Origin of the sequence: Kitasatospora cineracea (assembly GCF_003751605.1) — a bacterium.
GTDB lineage: Bacteria > Actinomycetota > Actinomycetes > Streptomycetales > Streptomycetaceae > Kitasatospora > Kitasatospora cineracea.
This window is the reverse complement of the sequence record NZ_RJVJ01000001.1, coordinates 2,659,607-2,672,649: the sequence shown is the minus strand read 5'-3', so window position 1 is coordinate 2,672,649 and position 13,043 is coordinate 2,659,607. Positions and strand designations below refer to the sequence as shown.

Here is a 13,043-nt window from a genome sequence, read left to right as displayed (position 1 = left end):
CAGCGAATGAACCTTTCCGGAGATCCGGTGACGGGCCGTCAGGATGCTTTTCCCGTTGGCGAGTTGGCCCCGGGCGAGGCCGCCGACCGGGCCGTCGCGGGGATCCTCGACGCGGTGGTGCGCCCGGCGCCGGGCGCGCCGCGCGGGGTGGTGGTCGACTCCCCGCCGGGTGCGGGCAAGTCGACGCTGGTGGTGCGGGCGGCCCGCGAACTGGTCGGCGCGGGCGAGCGCCTGATGATCGTGGCCCAGACCAACAGCCAGGTCGACGACCTGGTCGACCGGTTGGCGTCGAAGGCCCCGGAGATGGGCATCGGCCGGCTGCACGCGAGCGACTCCAGGCCCGCGCCGGAGGCCCTGCGGCACCCCAACGTCACGGCGAAGGACAAGGTCGCCGACCTGCTGGAGCAGGACGTGGTGATCTCCACCGCGGCGAAGTGGCAGTGGGTGAAGACCGAGCAGCCCTGGCGGCAGGCAATCGTAGACGAGGCGTACCAGATGCGTTCGGACGCGCTGCTGGCGGTGGCCCGGCTGTTCGAGCGGGCGCTGTTCGTGGGCGACCCGGGCCAGCTGGACCCGTTCACCGTGGTGGGCACCGACCAGTGGGCGGGCCTGTCCTACGACCCGTCCTCCTCCGCGGTGGTGACGCTGCTCGCGCACAACCCGGCGATCCGCCCGCACCGCCTGCCGGTGTCCTGGCGGCTGCCCGCGTCGGCGGCGCCGCTGGTCTCGGCCGCGTTCTACCCGTACACCCCGTTCCGGTCCGGCACCGGCCCGGACGACCGGACGCTGGAGCCGGGCGTGCGCGGCGACGGTTCGGCGGTGGACGCGGCGATCGACGAGGCGGCGGCCGGCGGCTGGGCGCTGCTGGAGCTGCCCGCCCGGCACACCGTCCGCACCGACGCGCAGGCGGTGGCCGCGGTCGCGGCCACCGTGCGCCGGCTGCTGGAGCGCGGGCTGACCGCCCGCTCCGAGCAGGGGGCCGCCCTGCTCACCGCGGGCCGGGTCGCGGTCGGCACCGCGCACCGGGACCAGGCCGCCGCGGTGCGCGCCGAGCTGGCCCGGCTGGGCGTGCCGGTCGACCCGGCGGCGGGCGAGGCCGTCACGGTGGACACCGCGAACCGGCTGCAGGGCCGCGAGTACGACGTCACGGTCGTGCTGCACCCGCTCTCCGGCCGCCCGGACGCGACCGCCTTCCACCTGGAGACCGGCCGGCTGTGCGTGCTGGCCTCCCGGCACCGGCACGCCTGCATCGTGGTGGCCCGCGCGGGCATCCCCGAGCTGCTCGACAACCACCCGGCCACCGATCCGGTCCAGCTCGGCGTGGCCGCCAAGTTCCCCGACGGCTGGGAGGCCAACCACGCGGTGCTGGCCCACCTCTCGGAACACCGCGTCCGCCTGTGAGCAGACGGGGGAGTGAAATCAGGGGCTCGGGGAACGGCGAGCCCGTGCTGCTGCGTGCGGTGACAAGAACCGGAAGCCGATGCGCGCTCTGGCAGTGAACCTCTCGCAGACCCGGGCCCGCCGTTCCCCGAGCCCCTGATTTCGCTCCCCGTCGCCCGCCCGAAGCCGGAGGCGTGCGGCGCGGGCCTCACGCCCCCGGCGGGGAATAGCGCTCGTGGGCGCACCGTTCCGGTTCTGGCGGTTCGCGCGCGACAATGGACGGCGGCCGTCTTTCCCCTGTCACCCCCGGAGGTGCCCCGTCATGCCCGACTCGCATCCGCAGGCGTCCGACCAGGGCGGTTCGCCGACTCCGGCGGTCGTTCCGTCGGTGCCGGGCCCGGCCCGGCGGATCCGGCCGGTTGAGTTGATCTTCGAGCCGGCGGGGACGGAGCCGGAGCCGGAGCGGTTCTTCGACCTGGAGTCGATCGACGACCCGTCCGAACTGCTGTCGCGTTCCACCGAGTTGGCCCTGGCGTTCCGGGCCGCGGCGGAGCGGGCGACGGACTTCCAGGCGCTGGCCGCCGCCCAGCTCGCGGACCCGCGCCGGTTCGACGCGCTCTCCGCGGAGCAGATCGCCGAGCGGGCGGACTGGACGCCGGACTACGCGGTGAGGATGGTCGAGTACGGCCGCTCGCTGCAGCGCCGCGGCCCCGAGGAGTAGGCCCGAGCAGACTCGGGCGAGCCCCGGAGCGGCCCCGCCAGGCCACTGGCATATGCGGCGGGCGATGGTACGCCCCCTCCCCCGCCGCTGTCCGGCGAACGCCGTTTTCGGCGCGCCCCGCCGGGCCGCCGGTCCACCCTTTCCGGGTGGACATCTGGACCTATCAATCCGTGGAGTACGTCAGCGTCGCCGGGGAGGCGTGGCTCGCCTCCGCCAGCGAGTACCCGAGCAGCATGCGCGCGCTGTGGGAGGCCCGCCCGTGGGCGCCCGCGGTCCTCCCGTGCGGCCGGGTCTTCGACGTGATCAGCCTGCCGGCGGTGTTCGGCCGCCGGGTGCTGGACGAGTTGTGGACCTCGGGCCCGGGCTGCGGCCCGGTGGCGACCTACCGGGGCCGGACGCTGCTGTTCGTGCAGCCGGGGACGGCGGCCCGGCTGCGGACGCTGCTGGCCTGGGAGGAGTGGGCCCGGGACGTGCCGCCGCTGCTGTGCCACGGCCCGGGGGACGCGATCACGGTGCCGCCGGTGCAGCGGGCGGTCGACCAGCCGGAGTCCTCGTCCAGCCGGTGGGTCGTCGCGCCGGACACCGCCGAGCCGTGGCTGCCGGGGGCGTCGGTGGTGCTGTGGGCGTGCGTCCGGGCGGCCCGCGGCCGCACCCGGGAGGCGGGCGACCCGGTGCCGAACGCGCGCTGAACGGGGGGTGCCGCTCCGGTGGGAACGGATTTGGGCCCGGGCGCCGGGCGCTGCTAGAGTCTTCCACGTCAGCAGGCGCCGCTAGCTCAGTTGGTTAGAGCAGCTGACTCTTAATCAGCGGGTCCGGGGTTCGAGTCCCTGGCGGCGCACAGACAGCGAGAGGCCCCCCTTCACCGGGGGGCCTTTCGCGTTGCGCCGTCCGGGCCGCGTTCCCCCGGACGGTGTGTAAAGGGCTGCTAATGTCCGGGTCATGGCGTCCGACGATCTTCACTCCGACTGGGCCGCCTGGCTCGACGCGGAGCTCGCCGAGGCCGAGGCGGCCGCCCTGCGCGGGCACCGGCAGGAGCGGCGCAGGCGGCGCCTGTGCCGCGCGCTGGCCTGGGCGGGCGCGGTGACGCTGGCGGCCGGCCTGGGCTTCGGCCTGGTGTACACGGCCCAGCACGGCCCGTCCCCGCGCCCGGCGGTCTCCGCCTCCCCCACCCCGGCCGGTTAGCCGGACCGGGCCCTCGGCCGGTCAGCCGGCCCGGGCCATCGGCCGGTCAGCCGCTCGGGGCCTCCAGCAGCACGACCACCAGCCGGCGCGGCCCGTGCACGCCCTTGACCCGGATCATCTCGATGTCGGCGGTGGCGGACGGCCCGCTGACGAAGGTCAGCGGCCGGGCCGGGTCGAGGACGGCGAGCGCACCGGACAGCGCGGAGTGCACCTGTTCGGCCCGCACCACGCACACGTGCAGGTCGGGCAGCAGGGTGACGGCGCGGCGTCCCTGGGCGGGTCCGCCGTCGAGGACCAGGGTGCCGGAGTCGGCGACGGCGGCCGCACAGGACGTCAGGACGGCGTCGGTGGCGTCGAGTTCGGCCTTGCCGAGCGGCGGCCGGTCGGCGCGCACCTCGCCGTCCCAGTCGGCGGTCCAGTCGGCGGGCAGCCCGTCCGGGACGACCAGGCTGCGGGCGCCCTCCTCGTGCAGGGCCCGGGCGACGGCGGGGCCGGGGTCGGTGGCGCGCAGCACCCGGGCGCCGTACTCGGCCAGCCGTTCGGCGAACAGCGCGAGCGTGCCGGGCCGGTCGTCCGGGTCGGTGCCGGGGGCGTGCCGCAGGTAGTGGCGGGGCGGTTCGGGGGCGGGCGGGACGGCGGCGGCGCGGATCCGGCGGAGGATCTCCTCGCGGGCGGCGGCGGTCATGCGCGTTCTCCTTCGTTCCGCTTCCACCAGGTGCGGAAGGACTCCCCGGGGACGTCGGGCAGGGCCCGGTTGTCGGTCCAGCCGGGGACGGGGGTGCGGGCGGGCAGCAGCGGTCCGAGCAGCCCGGCGCCCTTCACGGCGGCCTTCCACAGCAGCGGGCGCTGCATCGCGGCGCCGACGGTGTTCAGCGCGACCCGCTCGACCGGGTGCCTGCCGCCGTCGGCGACCTGGGCGCGCAGGTCGAGCAGCACGTCGGTGAACCGGATCCGGACCGGGCAGACCTCGTTGCAGGCGCCGCACAGCGTGGAGGCGTACGGGAGCGAGGCGGTCTGCGGGTCGTCGAGGCCGCGCAGCAGCGGGTTGAGGATCGCGCCGATCGGCCCGGGGTAGACCGAGCCGTAGGCGTGGCCGCCGGTGCGCTCGTAGACGGGGCAGGTGTTCATGCAGGCGCCGCAGCGGATGCAGCGCAGGGCCTGCCGGCCGACCGGGTCGGCGAGGGCGCGGGTGCGGCCGTTGTCGACCAGGACGAGGTGGAAGTCGCGCGGGCCGTCGCCGTCGACCGTGCCGGTCCAGGTGCTGGTGTAGGGGGCCATCCGTTCGCCGGTGGCGTTGCGGGCCAGCAGTTGCAGGAGGACTTCGAGGTCCTGCCAGCGGGGGACGGTCTTCTCGATGCCGACGACGGAGATCAGGGTGTCGGCGAGGGTGAGGCACATCCGGCCGTTGCCCTCGGACTCGACGACGACCAGGGTGCCGGTCTCGGCGACCACGAAGTTGGCGCCGGAGACGGCGACCTTGGCGCCGAGGAACTTCTCCCGCAGGTGCAGCCGGGCCGCTTCGGCGAGTTCGGCGGGGTCGTCGGTGAGCCCTTCGGGGGCGGGGCGGCCGTGCCGGCCCATCTCGCGGGCGAAGATGTCGCGGATCTCGCTGCGGTTGCGGTGCAGGGCGGGGACGACCACGTGCGAGGGCAGGTCGTCGCCGAGTTGGACGATGGTGGCGGCGAGGTCGGTCTCGCGGGCGTTGATCCCGGCGGCTTCGAGGGCGGCGTCGAGGCCGATCTCCTCGGTGAGCATCGACTTGACCTTGACGATCTCGCGTTCGCCGGTGGCCCGGACCAGGTCGGTGACGATCCGGTTGGCCTCGGCGGCGTCCCGGGCCCAGTGGACGGTGCCGCCGGCCGCGGTGACCTTCTCCTCGACCTGGAGCAGGTAGCCCTCCAGGCCGGCGAGCACCCGGTCCTTGATCGCGGCGGCGCTGTCGCGCAGCTGCTCCCAGTCGGGGCGTTCGGCGGCCAGCACGGCCCGCTTGCCGCGGATGGTGTGGGTGGCGCGGCGGACGTTCTCGCGCAGCTGCCGGTTGCCGACCTCGCGGGCGGCGGCCTCGGGGAACGCGGGCCAGCCCAGGAAGGACCTGCTCATCGGGCGGCCTCCACCACGGGGAGGCCGGGCAGCGGCCCGTCCTGGGCGGTGCGGGCCAGGATCTCCACCAGGTGCAGGGTGCGCACCGGGTGGCCGTCCTTCGTCAGCCGGCCGCCGATGTTCATCAGGCAGGAGTTGTCGACGGCGGCCAGCACGGACGCCCCGGTCTCCAGGACGTGCCGGGCCTTGTCGCCGTTCATGGCGCCGGAGACGGCCGGGTTCTTGACCGAGAAGGTGCCGCCGAAGCCGCAGCACTCCTCGGCGGCGGGCAGCTCGACGTAGTCGATCCCGTCGACGGCGCGCAGCAGCCGGTGCGGCCGGTCGCCGAGCCGGGTGGCGCGCAGGCTGTGGCAGGTCGGGTGGTAGGTGACCCGGTGCGGGAAGTGCGCGCCGACGTCCTCGACGCCCAGCCGGTCGGTCAGGTACTCGGTCAACTCGTAGGTGCGGGGCGCGAGTTCGGCGACCTCCCGGGCCAGTCCGGGGTCGCCGACGGCGGCCAGGGGGTAGGACTCGGCGGGCATGCCGGCGCAGGAGGCGGAGGGGACGACGATCTCCTCGTAGCCGCCGAAGGTGTCGACGAAGTGCCGGGCGAGCCGGGCGGTCTCCCTGCGGTAGCCGGTGTTGAAGTGCATCTGGCCGCAGCAGCTCTGGCCGGGCGGGAAGTCGACCTCGACGCCGAGGCGGCGCAGCAGGGTGACGGCGGCGCGGCCGGTGCCGGGGAAGAGGGTGTCGTTGAGGCAGGTCACGAACAGGGCGGTGCGGGAGCGCGGGGCGTTCGGGGGCATGCCCGCATCATAGATGCAAGCTTAGATGCAAGAAAGGACCCGTGGCAGAATGACGGCGTGAACGACGCTTCCCTCCCCACCGCCGACCGGGCCTACCGGCACGTCCGCACCCGTCTGCTGGACGGCAGTTGGCCCGGTGGCACGCTGCTCTCCGAGGGCGTCGTCGCCACCGAGCTGGGCCTGTCCCGCACGCCCGTCCGGGAGGCGTTCCTGCGCCTGCAGTCGGAGGGCTTCCTGCACCTGTACCCCAAGCGCGGCGCCCAGGTCGTCCCGGTCGCCCCGGGCGAGGCCCGCGACGTGCTGGCCGCCCGGGTCCTGTTCGAGCACGCCGCCGTCGACACCCTGGCCGCCCGCGGCCCGGCCGCGCTGACGGCCGCCGCCGCGGACCTGCTGGCCGCCTGCGAGCACCGCGACCCGCACCCCGTCGAGGCCGGCCGGCACTTCCACCTCACCCTGCTGCGGGCGGCCGGCAACCCCGTCCTGACCTCGCTCTACCAGACCCTCTGGGACCGCCAGATACGCGTCTCGGCCGCCGCCACCGCGACCGCCGACCACGCCGAGCGGGACCACGCCGAACACCTGGCGCTGGCCCGCGCCCTCGCCGTCCCCGACCCGGTCCTGGCCCGCGAGCTGGTCACCGCGCACGCCGAGTCCCTGCTGGCGCGCACCGCCTGAGAGACCAGGGGCCCGGGGAACGGCGGGGCCGAGTCCGCCGGCGGTTCGCTGCCGGAGCGCGCACCGGCTTCCGGTTCCGCTGCCGCGCGCAGCAGCGCGGCCCTCCGACGGGCTCCGACCGTCGGCAGCACCGACCCGCCGTTCCCCGGGCCCCTGGATGCGGGCCCGCCGTTCCTACCGGCCGCGCAGCTCCCGGTAGCGGTGCACCAGGTTGGCGGTGGAGGCGTCCAGCGCCCCGGCGCCCTCGCCGGTGAGCAGCACCGGCTCGACCTTCTTGGCCAGCACCTTGCCGAGCTCGACGCCCCACTGGTCGAAGGAGTCGATGTTCCAGACCGCGCCCTGGACGAACACCTTGTGCTCGTAGAGCGCGATCAGCTGGCCCAGCACGTGCGGGGTCAGCTCGTCGGCCAGGACGGTCGTGGTCGGGTGGTTGCCGCGGAAGGTCTTGTGCGGGACGAGCTCGGCGGGCACGCCCTCGGCCGCGACCTCCTCGGCGGTCTTGCCGAAGGCCAGTGCCTGGGTCTGGGCGAAGAAGTTGGCCATCAGCAGGTCGTGCTGGGCGACCAGGCCGGGCTGCAGGTCGGCGACCGGCTTCGCGAAGCCGAGGAAGTCGGCGGGGATGATCTTGGTGCCCTGGTGCAGCAGCTGGTAGTACGCGTGCTGCCCGTTGGTGCCGGGGGTGCCCCAGACCACCGGGCCGGTCTGCCAGTCGACGGGGTTGCCCTGGCGGTCGACGGACTTGCCGTTGGACTCCATGTCGAGCTGCTGCAGGTACGCGGTGAACTTCGACAGGTAGTGCGAGTACGGGAGCACGGCGTGCGCCTGGGCGTCGAAGAACGCGCCGTACCAGACGCCGAGCAGGCCGAGCAGCAGCGGCACGTTCTGCTCGGCGGGGGCGGTGCGGAAGTGCTCGTCGACCAGGTGGAAGCCGGCCAGCATCTCCTGGAACCGCTCGGCGCCGATGGCGATCATCAGCGAGAGGCCGATCGCCGAGTCGTAGGAGTAGCGGCCGCCCACCCAGTCCCAGAACTCGAACATGTTGGCGGTGTCGATGCCGAAGTCGGCGACGCCCTGCGCGTTGGTGGACAGCGCCACGAAGTGCCTGGCGACGGCCTCCTCGCCGGCGCCGAGCTGCTCGAGCAGCCAACTGCGGGCGGCCACCGCGTTGGTGATGGTCTCGATGGTGGTGAAGGTCTTGGAGGCGACGATGAACAGCGTCTCGGCGGCGTCCAGGTCGCGGACGGCCTCGTGCAGGTCGGCGCCGTCCACGTTGGAGACGAAACGGACCGTCAGGTCGCGGTCGGTGTAGGAGCGCAGCACCTCGTAGGCCATCGCGGGGCCGAGGTCGGAGCCGCCGATGCCGATGTTGACGACGTTGCGGATCCGCCGGCCGGTGTGGCCGGTCCAGGCGCCGGAGCGCACCCGTCCGGAGAAGTCGGCCATCTTGTCGAGGACGGCGTGCACGGCGGGCACCACGTTCTCGCCGTCGACCTCGACCACGGCGCCGCGCGGGGCGCGCAGCGCGGTGTGCAGGACGGCGCGGTCCTCGGTGGTGTTGATCTTCTCGCCGCGGAACATCGCGTCGCGCAGCTCGGCGACGCCGGTCGCGGCGGCGAGTTCGCGCAGCAGGTCGAGGGTGCGGTCGGTGACCAGGTGCTTCGAGTAGTCGACGAAGAGGTCGCCGACCTGCAGGGTGTAGCGCGTGCCGCGGTCGGGGTCGGCGGCGAACAGCTCGCGCAGGTGCTGGTCGCCCAGTTCCGCCCGGTGCTTCCCCAGCGCGGCCCACTGCGGGGTGCGGTCCAACGGGGTCCGGCCGTTGGCAGGGGTGTCCGACATCGGTTGCTCCTAGCGTCGTACGGGTTGCGTCTACCGGCTGGTTCCGGCGGGAGGGTCGCGCTGGTCCGGGCGGGTACGCGTGCGTGTGCCGGCTCCGTCGACGGCCTTGCCCGCCCCCAACCCTATGCCCTGCGGGCGCGCCCGCCGGGGCGCGCCGCGAGAGGTCGACGGGACGTCACTTCCGGGCCGACTGGAGGTCGAGCGCGCGCAGCACGCGGTCCGCCACCTCGGGGTCGGCGCCGGCCTCGCCGCGGGCCACCAGCACCTCCCGGCGGGAGGCGGCGATCATCTCCTGCTCGACGGCGAAGGCCTGCCGCCACTGCTTGCCGCGGCGCTTGGCCTCCAGCGCCTCCTCCTCCTCGTACTTCTCCGGGCAGAGCCGGGCGAGGCGGTCGTGCTGGCGCTCGCGCAGCCGCTCGGTGATCTCCGGCGGGAGCTGGTCCTCCTCCTCCAGTTCGGCGAGCCGGTGCAGCCCGGCCTTGGCGGCGCGCCACCACAGTTCCCGGACGGCCCGCTCGTGCTCGTCGTGGGCGTCGTCCAGGCCGAGCAGCTTGACCACGTAGGGCAGCGTCAGGCCCTGGAACACCAGGGTGAACAGCACCACGCTGAACGCGATGAAGACGATCTCGCTGCGGGCCGGGAACGACAGCCCGTCGTGCAGCGCGAGCGGGATGCCGAGCGCCAGCGCGACGGTGGCCACCCCGCGCATGCCGGACCACCACAGCACGACGGTCTCCCGCCAGCTGATCGGGGTGTCCTCCTCGCCGTGGGTGACCCGCCGGGAGATCCAGGCGGCGGGCAGCAGCCACAGCAGGCGCAGCAGCACGACCACGCCGATCACGATCGCGGTGTCGCCGATCATGGTGTGCCAGGTGTCCTTGACGTCCTGCAGGACGGTGGACAGCTCCAGGCCGATCAGGCCGAACGCGACGCCGGTGATCAGGGTCTCGACGATCTCCCAGAACGCGTTGCCGACCAGCCGGTAGGAGACCTCGTCGGCGTCGGAGGCCCGGTCGGCGAGGTAGAGCGCGCAGACCACCACGGCCAGCACGCCGGAGCCGTGCGCCTCCTCGGCCAGCGTGTAGGCGGCGAACGGGACCAGCAGGTTGAGCGCGACCTGCTGGGTCGGGTCGTCCAGGAACCCGGCGATCTTCGCGTTCAGCCAGCCGAGCCCGATGCCGACGGCGACCGCGACGACGGCGGAGAGCAGGAAGCGCTCGACCGCCCGGCCCACCGACAGGTCGCCGTCGACCACGGCCTCGACGGCCAGCGAGTAGATGACGATCGCGGTGACGTCGTTGAACAGGCCCTCGCTCTCCAGCACCGCGGTCAGCCGGCGCGGCAGCCCGACCTCGCCGGCCACCGCGACGGCGGCGACCGGGTCCGGCGGGGAGACCAGCGCGCCCAGCGCGACCGCGGCGGCCAGCGGCGCGGCGGGCACCAGCCAGCTGAACACCCCGGCCACCGCGGTGGTGGTGACCACCACCAGGGCGACGGCCAGCAGCAGGATGGAGCGGATGTTGGCCTTGAAGTACCGCACCGAGGAGCGCCGGGCCACTGCGAAGATCAGCGGCGGCAGCACCAGCGGCAGGATGAACTCCGGATTGACCTGCACGTTGGGGATCTGCGGGACGACCGCGAAGACCAGGCCCACCATGGTCATCAGCACCGGCTGCGGGATCCTGCTCCGGCGGGCCAGCGGCATCGTGACCACCGAGGCGAGCAGCACCAGGAAGAGCAGGGTCAGCTGGCCCACGGTGGTTCCTCTCGGCAGGTGCGGGGTGCGCCGGCTTCAGCATACGTCCGGGTCCGGGCCTGGCCGATTGTGTGTTTCGGGCGCTGACCAGGTAATGTTCTCCCCGTCAGCAGGCGCCGCTAGCTCAGTTGGTTAGAGCAGCTGACTCTTAATCAGCGGGTCCGGGGTTCGAGTCCCTGGCGGCGCACAGACAGCACGAAGGCCTCCCTCCGGGGAGGCCTTCTGCGTTCGCCGGTCCGCTGTTCGCCGGTCCGCTCACGCCTGGTGCAGTTCGTTGACGCACAGCACGTTGCCGTCGGGGTCCTTGAACCAGGCGGCCCGCATGCCGTCGGCCTCGGCGACCCCGTCGAGGGTCTTCAGTCCGGGCTGGTCGTACTCCTCGAACACCACGCCGCGGCCGCGCAGTTCGGCCATCTCGGTGTCCAGGTCGGCGACCTTCCAGCTGGCCAGGGTGTGGCCGGCCTGCCCGCCGTACGGGGTCTCGTACATCCCGAACTCGGTGCTGCCGCAACGGAAGACCACCTCTTCGGCGCCTTCCCGGGCGAGCGTGAGCCCGAGCGTGTCGTGGTAGTAGCGCTTGGCCCGTCCGAGGTCGGTCACGGGGATCACCGCGAACAGGGGCGCGTCTGCCAGCATCGCCATCACCTCCTTCCTCCCCAGGCTAGGCGCGCCCTGCGCCCCGGTCGACCAGCGGCGGTCCGGCCGGAGAACGGCCGGAGCCGGTCGCCCCCGCGGGGGCGACCGGCTCCGTCAGTGCCGTACCGGGCCTCAGCCGAAGTAGCTGTGGAAGTTCTTCGAGAACTCGTTGCCGTTGTAGCTGTCCCAGTTGATCGACCAGGTCATCAGGCCGCGCAGGTTCGGCTGCTTGCCGGCCCGCGGGGTGTAGGAGCCGCAGCCGGTGCCCTTGGTGAGGCAGTCCAGCGCCTGGTTGACCGCGGCCGGGGCGACGTAGCCGTTGCCGGCGTAGGTGTTGGCGGGCATGCCGATGGCGACCTGCGAGGGCTTGAGCGCCGGGAACACGTTGCCGGTGTTGCCGGCCACCGGGAAGCCGCTGAGCAGCATGTCGGTCATGGCGATGTGGAAGTCCGCGCCGCCCATGTTGTGGTACTGGTTGTCGAGGCCCATGATCGAGCCCGAGTTGTAGTCCTGGACGTGCAGCAGCGTCAGGTCGTCGCGCAGGGCGTAGATGACCGGCAGGAAGGCGCCGGCCCGCGGGTCCTGGCCGCCCCAGGGGCCCGAGCCGTAGTACTGGTAGCCGAGCTGGACGAAGAAGGTCTCCGGCGCCATGGTGAGCTGGAACTTCGCGCCGTACTTGGCCTTGAGGGTCTTGACCGCGGAGACCAGGTTGGTGATCACCGGGGTGGTGGGGTTCTTGAAGTCGTTGTCGCCGGTGTTGAGCGACAGCGAGTGGCCCTCGAAGTCGATGTCGAGGCCGTCCAGGCCCCACTTGTCGATGATCGCGGAGACCGAGTTGACGAAGTTGTCGCGGGCGGCGGTGGTGGTGAGCTGCACCTCGCCGTTCTGGCCGCCGATCGACAGCAGGACCTTCTTGCCCTTGGCCTGCTTGGCGGCGATGGCCGCCTTGAAGTCGGCGTCGGACTCGACGCCCGGGCACTCGGTGACCGGGCAGCGGTTGAAGTGGATGTTGCCGGAGGTGATGGAGTCCGGCTCGCCGAAGGCCAGGTCGATGATGTCCCAGCTGTCGGGGACGTCGGACATCTTCAGGTACCCGGCGCCGTTGGCGAAGCTGGCGTGCAGGTAGCCGACCAGGGCGTGGCTGCCCGCGGGCGGCGGGCTGGTGGGCGGCACCGAGGTGGACGGGCTGCTCGACGGGCCGGCCGAGGTCGACGGCGAGGCGCTGGTCGACGGGCTGCTGCTGGCCGAGGCGGACGGGCTGGGGCTGGCCGGCGTGGAGGGGCTGGCGCTGGCGGAGGGCGAGGCGGGGGCGCCGGGGCCGTCCAGCGAGACGTCGTCCGCGTAGTAGGTGCCCTGGCCGTACCAGCCGTGGGTGAACACGGTGGCGGAGGTCTGGGTGGCGGAGGTGGTGAAGCTGACCGAGAGCTTCTGGTAGCCGCCGCCGGTGCCCGGCGTCCAGGTCGAGGTGCCGCCGTTGACGCCGAGGTAGACGTAGGCGCCGTTGACGTACGCGCTGAGCGTGTACGTGGTGCTGGGGGCGACCGCGACGGTCTGGGCGCACTGCGCGGTGTCGGACGCGGACGCGGCGCCGGCCAGCGCGTAGGTGCCGCCGTGGGCGTGGCCGGTGACCACCGAGCCGGTCGAGCCGCTACAGGTCCAGGGGCTCAGTGCATTGGTCTCGAAACCGCCGTTGACCAGGAATTCTCCGGCCGAGGCCGACCCGGCCAGGCCGAAGCTGAGCGCGACGGCGCCGGTGGCCGCCACCGCCCAGGCCGTTCCGGCGGCGAGCAGCCGCTTCCTGCGGGGAGTGTGCATGTGGGGATGCTCCTGCCTCTGTGTGGGGGACGCCCTCCTCCGTCCGCCGGGCTGTGGGGTTCCCGGCCGGGGCGTGCCGCCGCACCGGCACCCACCCAGGGAGTTGGACTAGACCACTGAAGCGGCTGCGGCCGTCCCCTGTCAATGGACCGGCGAA

The 13,043-nt window shown here is 73.5% G+C and carries 12 protein-coding genes and 2 tRNA genes; 7 read left to right on the top strand and 7 right to left on the bottom strand.

What is annotated here, in order from left to right; genetic code table 11:
- The first annotated feature begins 6 nt into the window (after nucleotides 1-6).
- The 5 genes from EDD39_RS12295 (at nucleotide 7) to EDD39_RS12275 (ending at nucleotide 3,283) form a co-directional block, all read left to right on the top strand.
- Nucleotides 7-1,401, top strand: coding sequence for an AAA family ATPase (locus tag EDD39_RS12295; protein WP_425269680.1), 1,395 nt, complete (start codon nucleotides 7-9; stop codon nucleotides 1,399-1,401).
- Nucleotides 1,402-1,702: 301 nt separating this feature from the next.
- Nucleotides 1,703-2,101 carry a hypothetical protein gene (locus tag EDD39_RS12290; RefSeq protein WP_244256694.1) on the top strand — a complete coding sequence of 133 codons (399 nt, stop codon included), beginning with the start codon at nucleotides 1,703-1,705 and terminating at the stop codon, nucleotides 2,099-2,101.
- 146 nt (nucleotides 2,102-2,247) lie between these two features.
- Complete coding sequence (locus EDD39_RS12285) at nucleotides 2,248-2,790, top strand: bifunctional DNA primase/polymerase (protein ID WP_123555560.1); 543 nt, start codon at nucleotides 2,248-2,250, stop codon at nucleotides 2,788-2,790.
- A 75-nt stretch (nucleotides 2,791-2,865) separates the two neighbouring features.
- Nucleotides 2,866-2,939: transfer RNA gene (locus tag EDD39_RS12280), tRNA-Lys, on the top strand.
- A gap of 101 nt (nucleotides 2,940-3,040) precedes the next feature.
- Complete coding sequence (locus tag EDD39_RS12275; protein WP_123555558.1) at nucleotides 3,041-3,283, top strand: hypothetical protein; 243 nt, start codon at nucleotides 3,041-3,043, stop codon at nucleotides 3,281-3,283.
- A gap of 46 nt (nucleotides 3,284-3,329) precedes the next feature.
- Here EDD39_RS12275 and EDD39_RS12270 read toward each other — a convergent pair whose 3' ends face one another.
- From EDD39_RS12270 to EDD39_RS12260, 3 genes are read right to left on the bottom strand one after another with little or no spacing between them, the layout of a single operon-like run.
- Nucleotides 3,330-3,968 carry a LutC/YkgG family protein gene (locus EDD39_RS12270; protein WP_123555557.1) on the bottom strand — a complete coding sequence of 213 codons (639 nt, stop codon included), beginning with the start codon at nucleotides 3,966-3,968 and terminating at the stop codon, nucleotides 3,330-3,332.
- Nucleotides 3,965-5,383: a LutB/LldF family L-lactate oxidation iron-sulfur protein gene (locus EDD39_RS12265; protein ID WP_123555556.1), complete on the bottom strand. Its 1,419-nt coding sequence runs from the start codon at nucleotides 5,381-5,383 to the stop codon at nucleotides 3,965-3,967. Before EDD39_RS12265 ends, EDD39_RS12270 begins: the two co-directional genes overlap by 4 nt.
- Nucleotides 5,380-6,168, bottom strand: a complete 789-nt coding sequence (locus tag EDD39_RS12260) for a (Fe-S)-binding protein (RefSeq protein ID WP_123555555.1) — start codon at nucleotides 6,166-6,168, stop codon at nucleotides 5,380-5,382. The genes EDD39_RS12265 and EDD39_RS12260 overlap by 4 nt, the downstream gene beginning before the upstream one ends.
- 57 nt (nucleotides 6,169-6,225) lie before the next feature.
- On the opposite strand from EDD39_RS12260, the gene EDD39_RS12255 reads away from it, so the two are divergent.
- Nucleotides 6,226-6,843, top strand: a complete 618-nt coding sequence (locus tag EDD39_RS12255; RefSeq protein WP_123555553.1) for a GntR family transcriptional regulator — start codon at nucleotides 6,226-6,228, stop codon at nucleotides 6,841-6,843.
- A gap of 174 nt (nucleotides 6,844-7,017) precedes the next feature.
- Here EDD39_RS12255 and pgi read toward each other — a convergent pair whose 3' ends face one another.
- Both pgi and EDD39_RS12245 read right to left on the bottom strand, forming a co-directional pair.
- On the bottom strand, nucleotides 7,018-8,679 hold the full coding sequence (gene pgi, locus EDD39_RS12250; protein ID WP_123555550.1) for a glucose-6-phosphate isomerase: 1,662 nt from the start codon (nucleotides 8,677-8,679) through the stop codon (nucleotides 7,018-7,020).
- Nucleotides 8,680-8,854: 175 nt separating this feature from the next.
- Complete coding sequence (locus EDD39_RS12245; RefSeq protein ID WP_123555548.1) at nucleotides 8,855-10,435, bottom strand: Na+/H+ antiporter; 1,581 nt, start codon at nucleotides 10,433-10,435, stop codon at nucleotides 8,855-8,857.
- A 113-nt stretch (nucleotides 10,436-10,548) separates the two neighbouring features.
- Between EDD39_RS12245 and EDD39_RS12240 the strand changes: the two genes are divergently transcribed.
- Nucleotides 10,549-10,622: transfer RNA gene (locus tag EDD39_RS12240), tRNA-Lys, on the top strand.
- Nucleotides 10,623-10,690: 68 nt separating this feature from the next.
- Here EDD39_RS12240 and EDD39_RS12235 read toward each other — a convergent pair.
- Entirely contained in the window at nucleotides 10,691-11,077 is a 387-nt protein-coding gene (locus EDD39_RS12235) for a VOC family protein (protein ID WP_208765488.1), read from the bottom strand.
- A 126-nt stretch (nucleotides 11,078-11,203) separates the two neighbouring features.
- Nucleotides 11,204-12,886, bottom strand: coding sequence for a chitinase (locus EDD39_RS12230; protein ID WP_123555546.1), 1,683 nt, complete (start codon nucleotides 12,884-12,886; stop codon nucleotides 11,204-11,206).
- Nucleotides 12,887-13,043: the final 157 nt, after the last annotated feature.

Excerpts from the sequence above, each read along its gene's own strand:
- EDD39_RS12265 (WP_123555556.1), bottom strand. The coding sequence starts at position 5,383 with ATGAGCAGGTCCTTCCTGGGCTGGCCCGCGTTCCCCGAGGCCGCCGCC.
- pgi (WP_123555550.1), bottom strand. The coding sequence starts at position 8,679 with ATGTCGGACACCCCTGCCAACGGCCGGACCCCGTTGGACCGCACCCCG.
- EDD39_RS12260 (WP_123555555.1), bottom strand. The coding sequence starts at position 6,168 with ATGCCCCCGAACGCCCCGCGCTCCCGCACCGCCCTGTTCGTGACCTGC.
- EDD39_RS12295 (WP_425269680.1), top strand. The coding sequence starts at position 7 with ATGAACCTTTCCGGAGATCCGGTGACGGGCCGTCAGGATGCTTTTCCC.
- EDD39_RS12235 (WP_208765488.1), bottom strand. The coding sequence starts at position 11,077 with ATGGCGATGCTGGCAGACGCGCCCCTGTTCGCGGTGATCCCCGTGACC.
- EDD39_RS12230 (WP_123555546.1), bottom strand. The coding sequence starts at position 12,886 with ATGCACACTCCCCGCAGGAAGCGGCTGCTCGCCGCCGGAACGGCCTGG.
- EDD39_RS12270 (WP_123555557.1), bottom strand. The coding sequence starts at position 3,968 with ATGACCGCCGCCGCCCGCGAGGAGATCCTCCGCCGGATCCGCGCCGCC.
- EDD39_RS12290 (WP_244256694.1), top strand. The coding sequence starts at position 1,703 with ATGCCCGACTCGCATCCGCAGGCGTCCGACCAGGGCGGTTCGCCGACT.
- EDD39_RS12275 (WP_123555558.1), top strand. The coding sequence starts at position 3,041 with ATGGCGTCCGACGATCTTCACTCCGACTGGGCCGCCTGGCTCGACGCG.